General features: G+C 66.9%; 14 protein-coding genes and 1 pseudogene. 6 read left to right on the forward strand and 9 right to left on the reverse strand.

Going from position 1 to position 19,335, the window contains the following annotated elements; translation table 11 throughout:
* Positions 1 to 30: 30 nt before the first annotated feature.
* The 4 genes from D3877_RS07020 to D3877_RS30805 form a co-directional block, all read right to left on the reverse strand.
* Entirely contained in the window at positions 31 to 336 is a 306-nt protein-coding gene (locus D3877_RS07020) for an AzlD domain-containing protein (RefSeq protein ID WP_238474763.1), read from the reverse strand.
* Positions 336 to 1,043, reverse strand: coding sequence for an AzlC family ABC transporter permease (locus D3877_RS07025; protein WP_119829954.1), 708 nt, complete (start codon positions 1,041 to 1,043; stop codon positions 336 to 338). The genes D3877_RS07020 and D3877_RS07025 overlap by 1 nt, the downstream gene beginning before the upstream one ends.
* Before the next feature lie 10 nt (positions 1,044 to 1,053).
* Positions 1,054 to 1,938 carry an AraC family transcriptional regulator gene (locus D3877_RS07030; protein ID WP_119829955.1) on the reverse strand — a complete coding sequence of 295 codons (885 nt, stop codon included), beginning with the start codon at positions 1,936 to 1,938 and terminating at the stop codon, positions 1,054 to 1,056.
* 326 nt (positions 1,939 to 2,264) lie between these two features.
* On the reverse strand, positions 2,265 to 2,642 hold the full coding sequence (locus D3877_RS30805) for a tyrosine-type recombinase/integrase (protein WP_199720715.1): 378 nt from the start codon (positions 2,640 to 2,642) through the stop codon (positions 2,265 to 2,267).
* A gap of 117 nt (positions 2,643 to 2,759) precedes the next feature.
* Here D3877_RS30805 and D3877_RS31120 point away from each other — a divergent pair.
* From D3877_RS31120 to D3877_RS07055, 5 genes and pseudogenes are all read left to right on the forward strand, one after another.
* A pseudogene (locus D3877_RS31120) lies at positions 2,760 to 2,870 on the forward strand (DUF2493 domain-containing protein); the annotation flags it as partial.
* A 7-nt stretch (positions 2,871 to 2,877) separates the two neighbouring features.
* On the forward strand, positions 2,878 to 3,378 hold the full coding sequence (locus D3877_RS30470; RefSeq protein WP_476561129.1) for a replication initiator protein A: 501 nt from the start codon (positions 2,878 to 2,880) through the stop codon (positions 3,376 to 3,378).
* Positions 3,379 to 3,630: 252 nt separating this feature from the next.
* Positions 3,631 to 5,055 carry a glycosyltransferase gene (locus D3877_RS07045; RefSeq protein ID WP_119829956.1) on the forward strand — a complete coding sequence of 475 codons (1,425 nt, stop codon included), beginning with the start codon at positions 3,631 to 3,633 and terminating at the stop codon, positions 5,053 to 5,055.
* Between the two features lie 85 nt (positions 5,056 to 5,140).
* Positions 5,141 to 6,556, forward strand: coding sequence for an oligosaccharide flippase family protein (locus D3877_RS07050; protein ID WP_158599800.1), 1,416 nt, complete (start codon positions 5,141 to 5,143; stop codon positions 6,554 to 6,556).
* A gap of 161 nt (positions 6,557 to 6,717) precedes the next feature.
* Positions 6,718 to 11,406: a chemotaxis protein CheB gene (locus D3877_RS07055; protein ID WP_119830840.1), complete on the forward strand. Its 4,689-nt coding sequence runs from the start codon at positions 6,718 to 6,720 to the stop codon at positions 11,404 to 11,406.
* Positions 11,407 to 11,506: 100 nt separating this feature from the next.
* Here D3877_RS07055 and D3877_RS07060 read toward each other — a convergent pair whose 3' ends face one another.
* Both D3877_RS07060 and xrtA read right to left on the reverse strand, forming a co-directional pair.
* Complete coding sequence (locus D3877_RS07060) at positions 11,507 to 13,408, reverse strand: XrtA/PEP-CTERM system amidotransferase (RefSeq protein ID WP_119829958.1); 1,902 nt, start codon at positions 13,406 to 13,408, stop codon at positions 11,507 to 11,509.
* 6 nt (positions 13,409 to 13,414) lie between these two features.
* Positions 13,415 to 14,968, reverse strand: coding sequence for an exosortase A (gene xrtA, locus D3877_RS07065; RefSeq protein ID WP_119829959.1), 1,554 nt, complete (start codon positions 14,966 to 14,968; stop codon positions 13,415 to 13,417).
* Between the two features lie 133 nt (positions 14,969 to 15,101).
* Here xrtA and D3877_RS07070 point away from each other — a divergent pair, with 133 nt between their 5' ends.
* Positions 15,102 to 16,325 carry a TIGR03087 family PEP-CTERM/XrtA system glycosyltransferase gene (locus D3877_RS07070; RefSeq protein WP_119829960.1) on the forward strand — a complete coding sequence of 408 codons (1,224 nt, stop codon included), beginning with the start codon at positions 15,102 to 15,104 and terminating at the stop codon, positions 16,323 to 16,325.
* A 19-nt stretch (positions 16,326 to 16,344) separates the two neighbouring features.
* Here the strand turns inward: D3877_RS07070 and D3877_RS07075 are convergent, their stop codons facing one another.
* The 3 genes from D3877_RS07075 to D3877_RS07085 are packed head-to-tail and all read right to left on the reverse strand — an operon-like array spanning position 16,345 to position 19,335.
* On the reverse strand, positions 16,345 to 17,388 hold the full coding sequence (locus tag D3877_RS07075) for a FemAB family XrtA/PEP-CTERM system-associated protein (RefSeq protein ID WP_199720716.1): 1,044 nt from the start codon (positions 17,386 to 17,388) through the stop codon (positions 16,345 to 16,347).
* Positions 17,389 to 17,401: 13 nt separating this feature from the next.
* The gene (locus D3877_RS07080) at positions 17,402 to 18,298 is read right to left on the reverse strand and encodes an XrtA system polysaccharide deacetylase (RefSeq protein WP_199720717.1); all 897 of its coding nucleotides are present in this window, start codon (positions 18,296 to 18,298) and stop codon (positions 17,402 to 17,404) included.
* Positions 18,295 to 19,335 carry an XrtA/PEP-CTERM system-associated ATPase gene (locus D3877_RS07085; protein ID WP_119829962.1) on the reverse strand — a complete coding sequence of 347 codons (1,041 nt, stop codon included), beginning with the start codon at positions 19,333 to 19,335 and terminating at the stop codon, positions 18,295 to 18,297. The genes D3877_RS07080 and D3877_RS07085 overlap by 4 nt, the downstream gene beginning before the upstream one ends.

Below are 19,335 nucleotides of genomic sequence, written 5' to 3' on the forward strand. Positions count from 1 at the left end.
CGATTTTTTCTGGGGCGAGGCTGCGAAGCGCTACATCACCCGCCGCAAGACCACCACCGCCGCCACCCCCAGCGCCACCGCGACGGCCATCGGCACGCGGCGGGCGATCAGACAGACGAACAAGGTCGCCAGCGCGTCGGACGGGCGCGACAGCGCCGCCGGGGCGACCAAGGCGACCAACACCGCGCCGGGCGTGGCCTCCAACGCCGCGTTCGCCGCAGGGCCAAGCCGGATTCGGGCGATCAGCCACGGCCCGCCGACCCGCGTCAACCACGTCAGCAACCCCGCCGCGACGATCACCGCCAGCAGCGCCCCATCAACCATCATCCCATCCATCACGAGACCGCCTTTCCACGCCACGCGGCGACCGCGCCGCCAGCGACCGCGCCCGCCAGAATGTGCCAGGGACCGCCCGGCGTCAGGGCGTTGACCGCCAGCGCCGCGCCCGCGCTCGCCAACCAGGGCGGCAGGGAGCCGACGCCGGTCCACAGCCCGGCCAGCAGGCAGAGGAAGACGGCGATGAAGGTGAAATCCAAGCCCCAGGCGGCGGGATCGGCCACCAACGCCCCGGCCAGCGTCCCCGCCACCGTGGCGCTCAGCCAGCCGACATAGAGCGTCAGCCCGACGCCGAACCAATAGCCGAAGGTCAAGCCCTGCCCGCGCCGCAGGGCCAGCGCCCACACCTCGTCCGTCATGAAGAACAGCGCCAGACCGGCGCGCAACGGCGGCACGCCGTGGAAGCGCGGGGCCAGCGTCGCCCCCATCAGCAGATGGCGCAGATTGACCAGCAGCACGCTGGCGACCACCGCCAGACCGGGCGCGCCATGGCCCCACAGCTCCACCGCGACGAATTGCGAGCTGCCCGCGAAGACGATGCCGCTCATCAGCCCCATGTCGAGCGGCGTCAATCCGGCCTTGGCGGCGAGGCTGCCCAGCAGCAGCCCGAAGGGAACGGCCCCCGCCAAAATCGGCAGGGCGTGAACGGCGCCGAGCGCGACTTCGCGCGGGACGGACGCCGGGGATGGAAGGGAGATCGTGCTCATGCCCGGCACGCTACGCCGCTTGGCCAACCCCGTCTTGCACAGGATTGCTGCCACGTCGGTAGTGGCCGGGGGAAACGCCGATCTGCGCCTTGAACACCCGACTGAAATGCGCCTGATCGCAAAAGCCGCAAGCCATGGCGATGTCGGCCAACGGCAACGGCCCGGCCAGCAACTCTTTCGCCCGCCGCACCCGCCGCCCCGTCAGATAGCCGTGCGGCGTGGTTCCCACGGCGGCGCGGAAGACGCGCAGCAGATGAAAACGGCTCAGCCCCACCGCGTCGGCCAGATCGCTGAGTTCGACCGGGGCGTCGAGGTGGCTGTCCAGGAAATCGCGGGCGCGCCGCACCGCCAGCGGCTCCCGCCCGACCGGGCGCAGGCCGCCGGTCAGGTTGCCATGGCGCAGCGCCACGGCGGTCAAGGCGCGCAGGGCGTCGGTGTCGATCCGCAGCGTCTCGCGCGCCGAATCCTCCAGCCCCAGATGCAGGGAGCGGATGGCGTCGAACAGCGCCGGGTCGTCCAACTCAGCGTCGGTGAAGGTCGGTTGGACGGCGCGGCCCAGCGCGTCTGACGCCGCCTGTCCCAACAGCCCGACCGAGGGGTAGAACATGCGGTAGGCGTAACCGCTGTCCGCCGGGCGACCGTCGTGCAGAACGTCGGGGTTGAGCACCACCACCTGACCGGCCCGCGCCACCCGCTCCACGCCCCGACAGCGGTACAGCTCAGTCCCGGCGGTGATGACGCCGATCACATAGGTGTCGTGGGTGTGCGGGGCGTAGCTGTGATGGTGAAAGCGCGCGTTCAGGCACTCCATGCCGTCAAAGCGCCGCTCGCGCCAGAGCCGGGCGAAATCCCGCCCCCTCAGCGGGGCGCGTGTCAGGGCGTCGTGCTGGTCCATGCCCGTCAGTCTATCAGCGCGCCGCGCGCGCCGTCTTGAACAGGATTGCGGTGGGGACAGGATTGCGGCGGGCGCGCTGGACTTCGCGCGCCGGATCGTCCAGATGAAGGCGCTTCTTTCCGTCTTCACGCCCTTGGACCGACCGCCAGCATGACCGCCATTCCGCTTTCCGTCGCCCCGATGATGGATTGGCGATTTTCTATAGATAAATCATAGATTTAGACATAAGCATGTGCAAAAATCGCACAGGGATGTTCCTCTTTTTTTCGTTTTCGTTCATGCGAATAGGCCACCCATCAGACTTGGACATACGACGTACCCCTCCATCACGCGCAGCAAGCTGAAGATTTTTCGCTGCCCTTGTCACGGTACGCCCGAACTGGTCGCCTCCCCTTTGAGATGACGCGGATAGCGTCCGTCACGGTGGTGTACAGTTCCGTCGTCGAAATGCTTTGATGCCCCAGCAGGCGCTGCACAAAGCGGATATCACCCCCGTTTTCCAGCAAACGGGTTGCTGCTGTGCGCCGCAGCATGTGGGGAGTGATGCGGCGCGGCAAATAGGCTCCCGTCGCCGCGTCGCGCACGAGATTGCGTATATGCTGGATCGAAGCCTGACCGCCGAGGGGATGACCCTGCTCGAACGCCGCGACGCCATGGAGATCTTCCGCGACGCCGCCGCCGCCGCCGAACGGTTCGAGCGCCACACCGACTCAAGCTGGCGGCCACACGCCGGTTCGATGGTCAGCCACCGCGCCCTGACCGCCGCGATGATCGACAGCCGCGATCACCTCGCCGCCCGCAGACGGGCCGAGGCCGAGGTCATGCTGCCCCCCGGCCCCAAGATCGCCGTCACCGGCGGCCCCGACTTCAACGACCACCGGCTGATCTGGGACACGCTGGACCGCGTCCACGCCAAGCACCCCGACATGGCGCTGCTGCATGGCGGCGGTCCGAAGGGGGCCGAGCGCATCGCCGCCGCCTGGGCCGGCCACCATCTGGGACGTCGGCCTGCTGATCTGGGCCGCCAGCCAGATCGTCGCGGCGGAGACGGCGGGGTTAAGAACCTCCCGTTTCCTGCGCTTCGTCCCCTACCAACTCCTCACCGCCGTCGGTCGCCAGACCGGCGCCCGCGACTACAGGCTGCTCAAGAACGCCCTGGTCCGGCTGCAATCCACCGTGATCCGCACCACCATCCGCCAGGGCGAGCACTGGCGTCGGCGCCAATTCTCCTGGATCAACGAATGGGAGGAGATGACCCGGCGCGACGGTCGGGCCGAGGGCATGGAGATCGTCCTGCCCGACTGGTTCTATCGCGGCGTCATCGACCGCTCCCTGATTCTGAGCATCGATCCGGCCTATTTCCGCCTCACCGGCGGCATCGAACGCTGGCTCTACCGCGTCGCCCGCAAGCACGCCGGCCACCAGGCGCTCACCGCTTGATCCAACAGCGTCATCAGCGCCGCCGAATCCGTTCCGGCAACGGCTTTGGCCAACAAGGGGGACCAGCGCCAAACTCTGCAACGGTTGGCGCTGGTCATCCCACGCTCCCCCCTCAGACAAGGGCCAATGGCCTATGACCGTCGGCTCGACGGGCGGAGCGATGGAACAGAATGGGCCGCCAGCCGTTTCAACGAGACCAGCCCGTTCGCCCTCAAGCGGACGGTCGGCCCTTGAAGGAAGTTTGCCGCACCCATGACCGCCGGACCCACCCCAGCGCAGGCCGAAGACGCCATGGAAGCCGCCGAGGCGGAAACGGCGCCCAAAACGCCGCGCCGGGCGCTGATCGTGTCGTTTTATTTCCCGCCCTATCAAACCATCGGCGCGATCCGGGTTGGCAAGCTGGCGAAATTCCTGATCGCGCAAGGCTGGGAGATCCGGGTTCTGTCCGCCCAACACACGACCGCGCCCGACCTGCCGCTTGAAATTCCCGAAGAATTGATCGTCCGAACGCCCTGGACCAACATCGACCGGATGTTCAGCCGCCGCGCGCTGTTTTCCCTGTTCCGGTCATCCGCCCCCAATCCCACCGCCCCCCAGCCGACCGAAGCGCCGCATGATTTCGACGCCGGGTTTTCCGGACGCCTTCGCCGTCGGCTGCACAAGCTGTTCTTCACCCTGGTCCATTGGCCCGACCGTCAGATCGGTTGGCTGCCCCACGCCGTCCAGGCCGGGGATCGGCTGCTGGCCGGTTGGCGGCCCGACGTGATCGTCGCCAGTTCCCCGCCGCCAACCACCCTGTTGGCGGCGGATCTTCTGGCCCGCCGCCATGATCTGCCCTGGATCGCCGATTTCCGCGATCCTTGGGTCGACAACCCCTATTACGAGCATCCCCGCTGGCGGCTCTGGTTGGAACGGGCTTGGGAGAAATCCGTGGTCGGGCGTTGTTCCGGGATCGTCAGCGTGTCTCCGGTGGTGCGCGACCAGTTCGCCGCAAAATTCAACACGCCCAGCGTCCTGGCGATGAACGGCTTCGACCCCGCCGATTACCCGGACGCCGATGGCCCAGATGGCGCCGCCCGCCCGTCCACCGCCGACGACCGGCTGAGGTTGGTCTTCACCGGGCACATCTACAGCGGTTACAGCGACCCGACGATCCTGTTCCAAGCCCTGCGCGACATGGGAGAGGAGGGGAAGCGGATTCAGGTGGAGTTTTACGGAACTTGCGGCGACGCCGTGACGCCGCTGGCGCTGGCCCTTGGCGTCGCGTCCTCCGTCACCGTTCATCCGCCGGTCAGCCATCGTGACGCGCTGGCGATCCAGAGGGGGGCCGACGTTCTGCTCAGCCTGCAATGGATCAACGCCAAGGAAATCAGCCGCATCGCCGCCAAGCTGTTTGAATATCTGGGCGCGCGTCGGCCCATTCTCGCCATCGGTTGCACAACCGGACCGGCGGTTGACCTGTTGACCAGCCGGAACGCCGGTTTCGTCTGCGACAACGCCGCCGACATCGCCCGGCGCCTGCAAGCTTGGCTGGCGCAAAAGCGCGACGGCGGGATCCCCCCCCTGCCCGCCAGCGCGACCGCCGGATTGACAAGGGTGGAGCAATTCTCCCACATCGAACGCCTGATGGAGCGAGTCGTTCAAGCCCGCCAGGAGGCGTTGATTGAGCGAGGCTGAAACGCCCGGCGGGACATCGCCCAGCACCGACGGCATGCGACGCTCGTTGCTTTACTCCTTTGTTGAAAAAAACGCGTCGCTTCTCGTGACCATCGCCTCAACCGTTGTTTTGGCGCGTTTGCTGACCCCGGCGGAAACCGGAGCCTTCTCGGTGGCCGCCGCCTTCATCAACATCTCCCAATTCCTCCGGGATTTCGGCGTCGCCAGCTACATTCTCCAGGAACGAGACCTGACGGCGCAGCGCCTGCGCGCGGCCATGGGCCTGTCCTTGTCGATGGGCGTCGTCTTTTTCGCCCTGTTCTTTGTCCTGTCCGGCCCCGTCGCGGCGTTTTTCAACGAACCGCCGCTGGAAACCGTCATCACGGTGTTGAGCCTGAATTTTCTGGTGGTCGCCGTGGCGTCCATCGGCACCGCGCGGCTCAGCCGGGCGATGAATTACCGGACGGTGAGTCTCATCAACTTCGCCTCGACCGTGACCTTTTCGGTCGTGTCGATCACCTTGGCCACAAGCGGCTATGGGGCGCTGTCCATCGCCTGGGCGTCGGTTCTGGGCGTCGTCACCATCCTTCTGGGGCAGATCATCGCGCTGAGAGGAAACGCCCTCATCCGGCCGTCTCTGCGCGGCTGGCGACCGCTGATCCATTTCGGGTCCTTCGCCAGCGGCAACGGCATGCTGACAACCCTGACGCAGCGTTGCCCCGACCTTTTGATCGGCCGCCTGATGGGGTTTGCCGACGCTGGGTTGTTCAGCCGGGGCAACAGCCTCATCACGCTGTTTGAAAGCGCCCTGCTCGCCTCCGTCCGGCCGGTGGTCGCCAATGGCCTTGCCGCGCTGCGCCGCCGGGGCGGCGACCTCGACGCCTCGCTGCTGCAATGCTATGGCAATCTGACGGTCGTCGCTTGGCCCTTTTTGACGGTGCTTGGCCTTTTGGCGCACCCGATCATCCTCATCATGTTCGGCGACCAGTGGTTGCCCTCGGTTCCGCCCGCCCGCTGGCTGTGCGTGGCGGCGCTGTTTGGAACCATCACCACCATCGGCGCGATGGCCTTCACCTCGGTCGGGGCCATGCGGACTCTGTTCTCTCTGCAATGCGTGAACGTCGTTCTTGTGGTGTCGCTGGTGACGGTGGGGTGCTTCATCGGCCTTCGGGCGGTGGCCATGGGCGTCGTCGTCAGCAGCGCTCTGGCCGCTCTGCTGTCCCTTCATCGGATCCGCGCGACCTTCGGCGTCTCCATCACGGCGCTGGCCAAGGCGATGGGCCGCAGCCTGGTCGTGACGGCGGCGGCCAGCCTGCCGCCCCTGATCGTTCTGACGTCCTGGGGGTTCAACGGCCCTCACCCCTGGTCGCCGACCCTGATCGCCGGGCTGGGGGCCGCCGCCGTCTGGACCGCCGCCGTCTGGGGAATCGGCCATCCCTTGTGGCCGGAACTGCGCCGCCTGGCGCCGAACCGTCGCTCAAGCGCGGGCGTCAAAGCGGAACAGGCCGCGCGTGAGGCGTGATCCGGCGCACGGCTATGGCTTATTGCCGAGCCTCCTCAATCCGATAGGGATAGGAATCCCCCCATGCCGCCCCCATAATGATCTTTAAAGCATCGCACACGAAACGCTTTTAGAATCAAACGCCTGACCTGCGAGCGTTGCGGGATGACGAGGAGCGCGCCATGGTCAAGCCCGGTGAATCCCAGCCCGACAAGCAACCGGCGGCGACGCCGAACGGCTCCGCCAAGCCTTTGGCGGTGGTCGGCGTCGGCGCGTCGGCGGGCGGGCTGAAGGCGCTCACCAGCTTGCTGGGCGCGGCGGAGGAGACCAGCGGCCTCGCCTTCGTCGTGATTCAGCACCGGACGCCGAACAACGAGCAGTTGCTGGTCGATCTCCTGGCCAAAGCCACCCGCCTGCCGGTTCGCACGGCGGACGACGGCGTCCTGTTGGAGCCGGATCATGTCTACATCGCCCCGGCTGGCCTGATCTCGACCCTGGAGAATGGTCGGCTGCACATCGAAAAGCCCGCCATGCCGAGCGAGGCCGCGCTGCCCATCGACCTGTTTTTCCGAAGTCTGGCGACCGATCAACAGGAAAAGGCCATCGGCGTCGTGCTGTCGGGAACCGGGGCCGACGGAACCAACGGCCTGCGCTCGATCAAGGAAAGCGGCGGGCTGGTGGTGGCCCAGGATCCCCCGACCGCCGAGTTCGACGGCATGCCGACCAGCGCCATCGCCACCGGCATGGCCGATTACGTCCTGGCCCCGGAGCGGATTCCCGGCGCCCTGATTGACTTCGCCCGCCAACCCTATCTTCGCGGCGTGGTGGAGACGGGGGAGAGCGGCCCCGACGGCGAAAGCGCCGACCCCGCCCTGGACGGCATCATCGGCCTGCTGGGCGCCCACACCAACCGCGATCACCACGCCTACAAAACCCGGACGCTGGTTCGCCGCATCGAACGGCGGATGGGGATCCGCCAGATCGCCGACATGACGGCCTACCGCGCCTTCCTGGACGGCAACCCCGCCGAAATCGAGAATCTGTCCCGCGACATCCTCATCAGCGTCACCCGCTTTTTCCGCGATCCCCCGGCGTTCGAGCTTCTCGCGCAGGAGGTTCTCGCCCCGCTGGTCCGCGACCGGCAGGGCGCGCAGCCAATCCGCGCCTGGGTTCCCGCCTGCGCCACGGGGGAGGAGGCTTACTCCATCGCCATGCTGCTGATGGAGGCCTGCGCCCAGGCTGACAAGCCCTGCGACATCCGGGTGTTCGGCAGCGACGTGGACAGCCGGGCTTTGACCGCCGCCCGCAACGGCCTTTACCCCGACACCATTTCCGCCGACGTCTCCGACGCGCGGCTGGAGCGCTTTTTCACCAAGACGGACACCGGCTATCGGGTCATCAAACCGTTGCGGGACGCCGTGACCTTCGCCCAGCATGACCTGCTCAAGGATCCGCCCTTCTCCAATCTGGATCTGGTCAGTTGCCGCAACGTGCTGATCTACATCGAGCCGGACGCGCAGAAACGGATCTTCGGCCTGTTCCATTTCGGCCTTGCCCCGGACGGCTGCCTGTTTCTCGGCACCGCCGAGGCGGTGGACCCCCGATCCGATCAATTCGCCCCGCTGTCCAAGAAATGGCGGCTCTACCGCAGGGTCGGGGCGGAGCGCGGCGGTCGGCGCGCGCAGACGCCGTCGGCGTCCACCGCCGTGGCCTCGACCGCGACCGCCGCCCCGACCGAGGCGGGGGTGGCGACGCGGGTCAACCGCCCCTCGGAAATCCTGCGGCAGGCCCTGCTGCTGGAATACGCCCCGGCGGCGGTCCTGATCGACCAGCGGAGCCGCATCCAATATCTCTTTGGCCCGACCAGCGATTTTCTCGACCTGCCGACCGGCGAACCGCCGTGGGATCTGACGGCGATGACGCGGGGCGATCTGCGCGCGAAGCTGCGCGGCGGCGTCGCCCAAGCCGTCGCGTCGCACAGCCGGGTGCGGATCGCCGGGGTGCGCCACAAGCGGCACGGCGCGTCCGTGTTCGTGACGATCACCGTCATCCCCGTCCGCTTTCTCAAGGCCGGAAGTGATCTTTTGCTGGTGACGTTCACCAACGACGAAGCGGCCGGCGCCGTTCCGGCCGTTGTCCCGGCGGCCATTGACAGCGCCACCGCCGAACAGATCGACTATGAGCTGCGCGTCACCCGCCAGGAACTGCACGACACGCTGGAAGAACTCGGTTCCGCCAACGAAGCCTTGCGCGTCGCCCAGGAAGAAAACCTGTCGATCAGCGAAGAATCCCAATCGACCAACGAGGAGCTGGAAACCTCGAAGGAAGAGCTGCAATCGCTGAACGAGGAGCTGAACACGCTGAACAGCCAGCTCCACGAAAAGGTCGATGAGCTGGAGGTGTCGACCAACGATCTGACCAACCTGTTGAGCAGCACCGACATCGCCACCGTCTTCCTGTCGCCCGACCTGCGGATCAAACGCTTCACGCCGACGACGACCCGGCTGTTCACCGTTCTGCCGCAGGACATCGGGCGGCCCATCACCGACCTGTCCCGCCGCTTCACCGATCCGGGTCTGGTGGTGGACATCCAATCGGTCCTCGCCTCCCTGACCGCCTCGGAACGGGAGGTGACGGTGGAGGGAGCCGACCGGGACGTCACCTTCCTGCGCCGCATCCAGCCCTACCGAACCCAGGATGGCCGGGTGGAGGGCGTCGTCATCACCTTCAGCGACGTCACCCCGCTGAAGCGCACCAGCACCGCCTTGGCCCTGCAAGCCCGGCAAAACAAGCTGATCGCCGATCTTGGCCGAAAGGCGCTGGCCGGAGACGGCGGGCCGGACGCGCTGGCGGAGGCGGCGCGGTTGATCGCCGATGGGCTGAACGCCGACAGCGTCCTCATCCTTGGCGCGGCGAACGGCTCCACGCGCGGCCCGCGCCGCGACGCGCCGGATCAAAATGGGCCGGATCAGGATCGCCCGGATCATGATGGCCCGGATCGCGATTCTCCAAACCGGGCGGCGGACGGCTTGACGCCGCTCGGCGGTTTCCGTTCGCCCGCCTTTTCCAACGACGCCCGAACCTTGGCGGAGCGGGTCTTGCTGACCGCCCAGCCGGTCATCGTCGGCGACATCGCCGCCGACCCGCAGATGGGCGCGCCCTCGCCGGGACGCCGCGCGGTCAGCGGCCTTGGCGTCGCCTTTGGCGGCGACGGCAAGCCCCCCTCCATCCTGCTGGCCTTCAGCCAAACCGCCGATCATTTCGCCGCCAGCGACCTCGCCTTCGTTCAGGCCATCACCGGCGTGCTGGGCCTCGCCATGGAGCGGGCCGACACGCTGGCGCTGTTGCGCGCGGATCGCGATTTCGCCAAGGCCATCGTCAACACCGTGCGCGAACCGTTGCTGGTGCTCGACGAAAGCCTGCGTGTGGTCGAGGCCAGCGCCGCCTTCTACCAAGCCTTCGCCACCACCCCGGCGACCACCCTGGGCCATGCGCTGGACGAGGCCGCCGACGGCCTGTTCGCCGTCCCCGCCCTGCGCGGCGCGCTGCGCAGCGTCATCCCCAACGACGCGGCCATCGACGCGTTGGAAATCACCGTCGGCCAGGACGCCGGCGCGCCCCGCCGGTTGTTGCTGAACGCCCGCCAGATGAATCAGGCGGGCCGCCTGATCCTGCTGGCCATGGAGGACATCACCCAGAAAACCCGCGTCCGCGAGAAACTGGCCGCCGCCAAGCTGGTGGTCGAACAGGCCAGCGCCAGCAAAACCCGCTTTCTGGCCGCCGCCAGCCATGATTTGCGCCAGCCGGTCCAGGCCCTGGTCATGTTCCAGTATCTGCTTGGCCTGCAACCGCTTGACGCCGCGTCGGGCAAACTCCTGTCCAACATGGGCAACGCGCTGGGCGCGCTGACCGCCATGCTGGACGACATTCTGGACGTGTCGCGCCTGGACGCGGGCATCATCGAGGTGACGCCCCAGCCCTTTCTGATCGACGGCATGATCGCCGCTCTGTGCGCCGAAATCGCGCCGCTGGCGACGGCGGCGGGGTTGACGCTGCGGTGGGTTCCGACACGGCTGGCGGCGCGCAGCGACCCGAAGCTGCTGGTGCGCATTTTGCGGAACTTCATCGTCAACGCGGTCAAGCACACCGACCAGGGCCGCATTCTGGTCGGCTGTCGGCGGAGGGGTCGGACCGTTCGCATTCAGGTGTGGGACACCGGCCCCGGCATCGCCAAGGATCAACTGACCGCCATCTTCGAGGAGTTTCATCAGGTCGGCAATCTGGAGCGCGACCGTCGCCAGGGGCTGGGGCTGGGGTTGGCCATCGTCGATCGGCTCGCCAAGCTGCTCGGTCATCCGATTCATGTCCGCTCGACCCTGGGCAAAGGCTCCCTCTTCGAGATTCTCGTTCCCTTGGCCCCCGACGGCGCCGCCATTCCAACCGACGAGGAACCGCCGCCGCTCGTCGGGGGCGAGGGGGAACGCGTGCTGGTCATCGACGACGACCCGACCGTTCTGGACGGCGTCGCCGGGCTTCTCACCGAACAAGGCTATGAGGTCGTCACCGCGACCGACGGCGACGCCGCGCTGAACAAGCTGGACGACCGTCCGCCGCGCCTGGTCCTGGCCGATTTCCGCCTGAAAGGGGAGGAAACCGGATCGGAAGCCATCCGCCGCTTGGGGCAACGCTTCGGCGTCGCGCTGCCCGGCATTCTCCTGACCGGCGACACCTCCCCCACCCGCATCCGGGAGGCGAGCGACAGCGGGTTCCGGCTGCTCCACAAACCGCTCGGCCCCCAGGCCCTGCTGTCCGCCATGCGCGACGTCCTGACCGCCAGCCGGATCGACGCCGACGCCATGACACGGCTTTGAAGGCCGTCGGCTTTCTGGTGATGGCGCATGGCTCGACCGACGTGCGACGGGGAAACGCGCCCTGATCGCCGCTGACGCCCCCTGATCGCCGCTGTTGGCGTCACGCGCCATCCCGCTCCGACTCGTGGGTGAGGAAGGCGTCGAACATCAGCAGCAGCCACAGCGCCGCCGCATGGTCGTTGCGCCCGGACACATGCTGTCGCACCAGTTCACACAGCGTGTCCGGGTTGAACAGGCCGCTGTCGAGCAGCCGGGGGCTGGACGCCATCGCCTCCAGCCGGGGCCGCAAAGCCTCCCGAAACCAGCGGCGCAGCGGCATGGAAAAGCCGCGCTTGGGCCGATAGAGCAGATCATGGTCCACCAGCGGCTCCATCGCCCGCTTCAGCACCCGTTTGCCATTGCCGCCTTTCAGCTTCAGATCTGCCGGCAAACCGGCGCTCCACTCCGCCAAGCTGTGGTCGAGCAGGGGCGCGCGCACCTCCAGGGACTTGGCCATGCTGGCGCGGTCAACCTTCACCAGCACGCCGCCCGCCAGCCAAGTTTTCAGGTCGGCGTATTGGGTTTTCAACAGAATGTCGTCGGTCGCCGCCCGGTTCCAATGGCCGCGCAGCACGGCGACGGCGTTGTAGCCCTGCAAATCGCGTTTGAAGGCCGGGCTGAACAGCCGCGCGCGCAAAGCGTCGCTCATCACCGACACCGCTTGGAAATAGGCCCCGCAACTGTCCAGGGCCAGTTCCTGAAAGGTGGTTTTCGCCCGCAACCATTGCGGCGCCTGGTCCGCCTTGGGGTAAAGCCGCCCAAGCGCGCCGAACAGCGGGGCGCGGATCGTGCGCGGAATCAAGCGGCGGACAGCCTCCGCCTTGCTGTTCAGGGCGTAGCGGCGATAACCGCCGAACATCTCGTCGCCGCCGTCGCCGGTCAGGGCCACGGTCACGCGCTCCCGCGCCAGCGCGCACACCTGAAGGGTCGGCATCGCCGAACTGTCGCCGAACGGCTCGTCATAGACTCCGGCCAGATGGTCGAGCAGTTGGACGTCGCCCGGATTGACGTCGCGGCTGTGATGGTCGGTGTGATAACGCTCGGCCAGACGCCGGGCGTAGGCGGTTTCATCATGCTCAGGGTCGCCAAAGCCGATGGAGAAGGTCTTGACCGGCGCGTCGGACAGACCGGCCATCAGGGCGACGACGGCGCTGGAATCAACGCCGCCCGACAGGAAGGCCCCCAACGGCACGTCGGCGACCATGCGCAACCGCGTCGCCTCGCGCAGCCGGTCGCGCAGCTCCTCCTGGGCCTGTTCCAAACTCCCCCGCCAGGGACGGTCAAACGGCAAGTCCCAATATGGTTCCGGCAGCGGGGCCGCCTCCCCCCGCCGCCACATCAGGCGATGGGCGGGCGGCAGCTTGCACACCGCGTTGTAGATCGAGCGCGGATCGGGGACATAGCCATAGGCGAAATACTCCTCGATGGCGCAGGGATCGAGCGCGCGCGGCACCTCGGGGCAGGCCATGACCGCCTTCAACTCGGACCCGAACAGCAAAAGCCCGTCGAGCAGCGTGTAATACAGCGGCTTTTTGCCAAGCGGATCGCGGGCCAGAAACAGGGTTTGCCGGGTTTCGTCCCACAGGGCGAAGGCGAACATGCCGCGAAACCGCGTGACCGACTCCGCGCCCCACTCCTCCCACGCGTGGACGATCACCTCGGTGTCGCTGTGGGTGCGGAAGACGTGACCGGCGACGGTCAACTCCGCCACCAGCTCAGGGAAGTTGTAAATCTCGCCGTTGAAGACGACGGCGACGGTCCCATCCTCATTGAACAGCGGTTGATGGCCCCCCGCGATGTCGATGATCGCCAAGCGGCGATGGCCAAGCCCGATCCCCGGCCCGACATGCTCGCCGGAACCGTCCGGGCCACGATGGCGCAGCGCGCCGCTCATCCGGCCCAACAGGTCGCGATCCACCGTTCGTTGTCCGCGCGTGTCGAAAATCCCGACCAGACCACACATGGTTTCTCACCGTCCTTCAGCGTTGTCAGAAGTTTGCGGAAACCCGCCATCCAGCGGGCCGCCAAGCAGCGCGCGAAGCGGCGATCCGGCCAGGAAATCGCGCAGCAGCGCCGACGCGTCGCCGCCGCCCGGATTGGCGCCCCCCGGCTTGACGGCGTCCTCGGTGGCGTCCTCATCCGCGCCGACCAGCAGCGCCACCGCCCGGCGACGGCCGGTCAAGTCGCTGGCGACGTCAGCCAACAGCGTGTCCAACCCAGGGCGACGCCACGCGCCGCCGGTCCAAAACAGCGACCAGAGCAGACGGCGGGAACCGCCCTGCCCGATCCGCTCCGCCAAAACGGGTTCGTCGCGACCGTCGATCCGGGCGGTCGCCGGGGCGATCTCCAACCGGGTCCACAGATCGCGGTCGATCAGCCAGCGCTCGACCCCCGCCAGCTTGCCCCAACGGACGGGCCGCTCCAGCACCGCCAGCACGACATGCACGACGCGCCCATCCCGCTCGCACTCAAGGACGGTCAGGCCGTCAACCCCCGGCAAGGCGGCGGGCGTCCGCCAGAGCGACGGGCGGGCGCTGGGCGTGAAGCCTCCGCAAGACAGCGGCGGCATGACGACCGCGCGCGCCGTCCCCGCGTCGGGCGGCGCCCGCCCCAAAGCCAGCGGGCCGACCACGACCGCGACGAGCGCCAGCGCCAGACTCCAGAGGGTGCGGGACAGCGTGATCCGGGTTCCGAGAATCTCCGGCATGCCCGGCGGTTGGGACGGCGGGTCGTCGCGAAAGCGATAACCGACCGCCAGCGCCCCCAGCAGCAGCAGCGAGAAGAACGCCCAGCCATAGAGCAAATGATCCTCGGCGATGTCGGCGACGTTGCCGGTCGCGTGCGCCACGGCGATGATGAGGAACACCCGCAGCGCGTTGGCCGCCACCGACATCGCCAGCGTCGCCAGCACGAACAGGATTTGCTTGGCCCAGCGCGCAAAAAACAGGTCGGCGAAGGTCAGCGCGACGACCAGCGCCGACAGCAGGAAGGACAGCCCCGAACAGCCCGGCGCCACCACGTAGGACCCGCTGGGAACCAGGATGGTCAAGCCGTCGCGGTAGATCGGAATCCCCGACAAACCCAACAGACCCCCGGCTCCGACGGCGGTCGCCGATTGCAGGGCCGGGACCAGAAACTCCCCCGTCGGCACCAGCAGCCACAGCAGGCTGAAGGGCAGCCACAAACGGCGGTAGATCCGACGCCCCAACAGAGTCGCCAGCAGCCCTTGCACCACGCCGACGACGGCGAATTGTCCGGCCTCGGCGATCCCGGCGACGGCGGCCAGCCCCCAGACCACCGCGAACAGCGCGACCACCCCCAGGCCCCAAGGCCAGACGTCCGGGGCCAGATCGCGCAGACCGGCCCGCTTTGACCACAGGATGTACAGCGTCAGCGGTGGAATCAGCAGACAATAACCATAACTGCTGACCGTGACCCATTGATGCGCCGCCGCCGCGACGTCTCCCCAAAATGAAAAGACAACAACTTGAAGACCAAAAACAATCAAAAAGCCGGACAGCATCCATTGATGACGCCAGTATTCCGCATCTGGTTTGGTTGATTGTTTTTCTTTGCTGTCATTGAATATGGATATAGCGCCACCTTGATGTATTCATGTTATTTTTAAAAATGAAAATAGGGGACAGGATCGGATCATGAGCAAACGCAGAGCGCTTCTTTTCCTTGCCCAACGAATCCCCTACCCGCCCAACAAGGGCGACAAGCTGCGCTCCTTCGCCGTGTTGCGTCACCTCTCCCAATTTTGGGACATTCATCTCGGGTGTTTCATCGACGACCCGGACGATTGGCGGCATGTGGAGGCTCTGCGGTCCTATTGCGCCGATCTGCGCTGCGTCGGCCTGAACAAGCGCTGGGCCACCCTGCGCAGCCTGCGCGGCCTCCTCACTGGACAGGCGCTCAGCGCGCCGTATTTCCACGACGTGGCGCTGGCCCGCTGGGTCGGCGCGACGTTGCGCGACGTTCAGCCATCGGCGGCCTTCCTCTATTCCTCGGTCATGGCCCAGTATCTTCCGCCGATCCGCGACAACCCGGCGCTGCGCGTCGTGATGGATTTCGTCGACGTCGATTCCGACAAATGGAGCCAATACAGCCGCGCTCAGCCCTGGCCGATGAGTTGGCTCTACGCCCGCGAAAGCCGCCGCTTGTTGACCTATGATCGGGCGGTCGCCGCGCGGGCCGACGCCAGCGTCTTCGTTTCGCCCGCCGAAGCGGCCCTGTTTCAACGTTTGGCCCCGGAAGCCGCCCCGAAAATCCACGCCATTTCCAACGGCGTTGATTTTGACCAGTTCACCCCGGACGCCACCAACGCTCCCTCGCCCGATCCCTTTCCGCCCGGCAGCCGCCGCATCGTCTTCACCGGCGCGATGGATTATTGGCCCAACATCGACGCGGTGATCTGGTTCGCCGAGGCGATGCTGCCCGCCATCCAGGCCGTGCTGCCGCAGGCCGTCTTTTGCGTCGTCGGCGGCAACCCCAGCCCGGCGGTGGTCGCGCTGGCGCGACGGCCCGGCGTCATCGTCACCGGGCGGGTTCCCGACATCCGGCCCTATCTGACCCACGCCGAGGCGGTGGTCGCCCCCCTGCGCGTCGCGCGTGGCATTCAAAACAAGGTGCTGGAGGGCATGGCGATGGCCAAAATCGTCGTCACCACCGCCCAAGGGCTGGAGGGGATCGACGCGGTCGCGGGCCGTGATCTGCTGATGGCCGACGACGCGCCCGCCTTCATCGCCGCCACCATCCGGGCGCTGACCGACGCGACGCTGTCCCCCATGGGCGCGGCGGCCCGGCGGCAAGCCATCGCCGCCTACCGCTGGGACGACAAGCTGGCCGCCTATCAAGCGTTGTTGGAAACGCCATGAGGCGCGCGCGCGCCGCGCGCTATCCGATCTGGCGTGCGACATGCGGCCCCAACAGGTTGGCGAGGCCAAGCGGCAGGCGTTTCCACGCGGCGATGAACAGGCGGTATTTGGGGTTGAGCGGGTTGATCTCCGGCACGCCGCCGCCGCCGGGGACATGGTATTCGTGCCGGATGGCCTCCGGCTCGAACCCCCAATTCTTTTTGAAATTGAACGGCCCGGTATCAAATTTGGACCGCCCGAAATCGAACACGCCAAGCCCGCGCGCCACCGCCCGCCGCATCAGCCGCCAATACATGAAGTCGTTGGCCCCCAAATCTCGCGCCTGGGGCAGACAGCCGGTGTAATAGGGCATCACCCGATCCCGGAAATAGAAACTCATGACGCTCGACACCGGCGTCCCTTGGTCGAGGATGGTCAGACAGTCGCAATCCGGGCCGAAGCTGCGCATCACGCTGGCGAAAAAGCGGGCGCCGAACACCGGCGTTCCCATGTTGCGCATGCTGAAGGCGTAGAGCGGGAAGAAGCGCGCGGGATCGGAATCGACCTCGTCCACCAACGCCCCGGCGGTGATCGCCTTGCGCACGACGGCGCGCTGTTTGCGCGGAATCTCCTTCAGACAAGAATCCTCGTCCGCCGCGATGGGGCGGGAGAAGTTGGCGTAGACCGCCTCTTTCGCGACCCAGCCCCCGCCATCCTGGGGACGCGGCGATCCGCGCCGCTCAAAGCAGGCGACGCCCAGCCGATCCATCAACCCCAGCGCCTCGGTGTCGAGCACGGTGCGGGCCTCGTCATCCAACGCCGCCGTGCCGCCGCCGATGGTGAAGGCGGTGGAAATCAGCCGGTCGCCGAACACCGGGCTGCGGACATGGACCAGCGGCAGCACGCCGACGATCTCCCCGCCCCGCTCGGCGTACAGATAATGGCAGCGCTGGCGGTACACCCCCTCGATCACGTCGCGCCAACCGGCGCGGTGAAAAAAGCTGGCCTCGGGACAGCGGTCAACGACGAAGCGGTCCCAGGCCGCCCGCCCGTCCGTCTCCAGGGTTTTGATCCGCAACGCCATTCCTCGCATCCTCTCAACAGACAACGCCCGGACGGAACACACGGTCCATCCGATCCCAGCAGAAATCCCCGGCCAGCCGAGTCAACCGATCCAAGGTCTTGTTCAAATTGAGGTAGTGGCGGAAACGCGATTTCAGCGGCAGCCGCTTGAACCTCGGTTGGTCGCCGTCGATTTCCCAGGGGTGAATGTAGAAGACCGCCGCCTGACGGTCGGCGGCATTGACGCGGGCGATGGCGGCGCGGCTGAGCGCGTAGGGCAGCAGGCGGAAAAACCCGCCGCCGCCCGCCGGCAAATTGCGCCCCAGAAGCGGTACCGTGGTGATCGGGTATTCCTCGATCCCGCAATCGGAACGCGGCAGAAAGGCGAAGCGCGGAGCCGACGGCATGCCGTAATAATCGTGCCGCACCGGATAGACGCTCGACGAATAGGCGTAGCCTTCCTCGGCCAGCACGTCGAAGGCCCACAGATTCGCCGCGCCGATGGAGAAGATGGGCGCGCGATAGCCAAGAACCTCCACCCCGCCAATGTCCTCAAGCCGTCGCTTCGCGCCGCCGACGTCGCGCCGGAAGGCTTCGGGGGATTGCACGTCGGCCCGCCGGTGTTGGCTGCCGTGGCTGGCCAACTCGTGGCCATCGCCAACGATGCGCCGCACCAGATCAATGTGGCGGCTGGCGATCCAGCTCAAGGTAAAGAAGGTCGCCTTGACGCCCTGGTCGGCGAACAAATCGAGGATCGCGTGGGTGTTGCTGGCGACCCGGCTTGGCTGCGCGTCCCAATCGGTGCGGTCCACCACCCCGGCCAACGCCTGGGCCTGGAAATAATCCTCCACATCGACGGACATGGCGTTGACGATGCGCCCGTCGCGCCGCATCGGCGGCAGGTTTTTGGCGCGGAAGGACAGATCCGTCATGGGCGCTTTCTCCAGGCCAAATCGGCCCGGCCACGTTTGAGAAGAAGATGCAGGCTCGACAGCAGGCCGAGATCCTGGCCGTGCGCGCGAACCATCCGTTCCAGCCGCGCCAGCCGGGGTTCGAGGACGGCGGCGCTTTCCTCGGCGTCCGTCGCCGCTTCCGTCTCCACAGGTGCGCGGCTCCCCCCGTTGGCCAGCGGCGGGCCGACCGCCTCGCCGCCCTGGCGGAACTCGTGGACGATGTCCTCGACCACCGCGCGCACGGTGTCGCGGTCGATGCGGTGCAAGCCGTCGAGAAAGCTGAACAGCAGCAGGCGGTTGCAAAAGCTGTTGATCTTGCGGGGAACGCCGCCCGTGGCGGCGAAAATGTCGGCGTACGCCTCGTCGGAAATCGCCGGATCACTGTTCCAGCCGACCATGCTCAAGCGATAACGGATGTAGTCCCGCGTCTCCTCCGCGCCAATCGGCCCCAGATGGTGGGACGCGATGATGCGCTGGCGGAATTGCTCCAGATCGGGGTTGGCCAACATCCGTCGGAACTGCGGTTGGGCGATCAGGATGCCTTGCAACGGCGCGTGCGGGCCGACCTGGAAATTCGACAGCATCCGCAGCTCTTCCAACGCCTCCAGCGGCATGTTCTGGGCCTCGTCCACCAGCAGCAGAACCCGCAGGCCGCGATTGAAGGTGGAGACCAGAAAATGCTCCACGCGGTTCAACAGGGTGGCCTTGTCCAGCCCCTGGAACGGCAGGGCGAAGGCCGCCGCGATGGCGCGCAGCATGTCGTCGCTTTGCAAATGGGTGCTGACGATCTTGGCCGTGATGTAGGTTTTCGGATCGAGACGCTTGAGCATGTGGGCCAGCATGGTGGTTTTGCCCGCCCCGACATCCCCGGTCAGAACGATGAAGCCCTCCCCCTGCTCAAGCCCGAACAGCAGATAGGCCATGGCGCGGCGATGGACCCCGCTTTCAAAATAAAAGCGGGCGTCCGGCGTCATTTGGAATGGATTGGCGGTCAATCCGTAAAAGGACGTGTACAT

It is taken from the genome of Azospirillum cavernae, from assembly GCF_003590795.1.
GTDB classification, from domain to species: Bacteria; Pseudomonadota; Alphaproteobacteria; order Azospirillales; family Azospirillaceae; genus Azospirillum; species Azospirillum cavernae.

What these genes read in the sequence shown, in the direction of transcription:
- D3877_RS30470 (WP_476561129.1), top strand. Translation starts at nt 2,878, where the DNA reads ATGGCGGCGGTCCGAAGGGGGCCGAGCGCATCGCCGCCGCCTGGGCCG.
- D3877_RS07055 (WP_119830840.1), top strand. Translation starts at nt 6,718, where the DNA reads ATGGTCAAGCCCGGTGAATCCCAGCCCGACAAGCAACCGGCGGCGACG.
- D3877_RS07075 (WP_199720716.1), bottom strand. Translation starts at nt 17,388, where the DNA reads ATGGCGTTGCGGATCAAAACCCTGGAGACGGACGGGCGGGCGGCCTGG.
- D3877_RS07045 (WP_119829956.1), top strand. Translation starts at nt 3,631, where the DNA reads ATGACCGCCGGACCCACCCCAGCGCAGGCCGAAGACGCCATGGAAGCC.
- D3877_RS07020 (WP_238474763.1), bottom strand. Translation starts at nt 336, where the DNA reads ATGGATGGGATGATGGTTGATGGGGCGCTGCTGGCGGTGATCGTCGCG.
- D3877_RS07025 (WP_119829954.1), bottom strand. Translation starts at nt 1,043, where the DNA reads ATGAGCACGATCTCCCTTCCATCCCCGGCGTCCGTCCCGCGCGAAGTC.
- D3877_RS07060 (WP_119829958.1), bottom strand. Translation starts at nt 13,408, where the DNA reads ATGTGTGGTCTGGTCGGGATTTTCGACACGCGCGGACAACGAACGGTG.
- D3877_RS07085 (WP_119829962.1), bottom strand. Translation starts at nt 19,335, where the DNA reads ATGTACACGTCCTTTTACGGATTGACCGCCAATCCATTCCAAATGACG.
- D3877_RS07070 (WP_119829960.1), top strand. Translation starts at nt 15,102, where the DNA reads ATGAGCAAACGCAGAGCGCTTCTTTTCCTTGCCCAACGAATCCCCTAC.
- xrtA (WP_119829959.1), bottom strand. Translation starts at nt 14,968, where the DNA reads ATGCTGTCCGGCTTTTTGATTGTTTTTGGTCTTCAAGTTGTTGTCTTT.
- D3877_RS07080 (WP_199720717.1), bottom strand. Translation starts at nt 18,298, where the DNA reads ATGACGGATCTGTCCTTCCGCGCCAAAAACCTGCCGCCGATGCGGCGC.
- D3877_RS07030 (WP_119829955.1), bottom strand. Translation starts at nt 1,938, where the DNA reads ATGGACCAGCACGACGCCCTGACACGCGCCCCGCTGAGGGGGCGGGAT.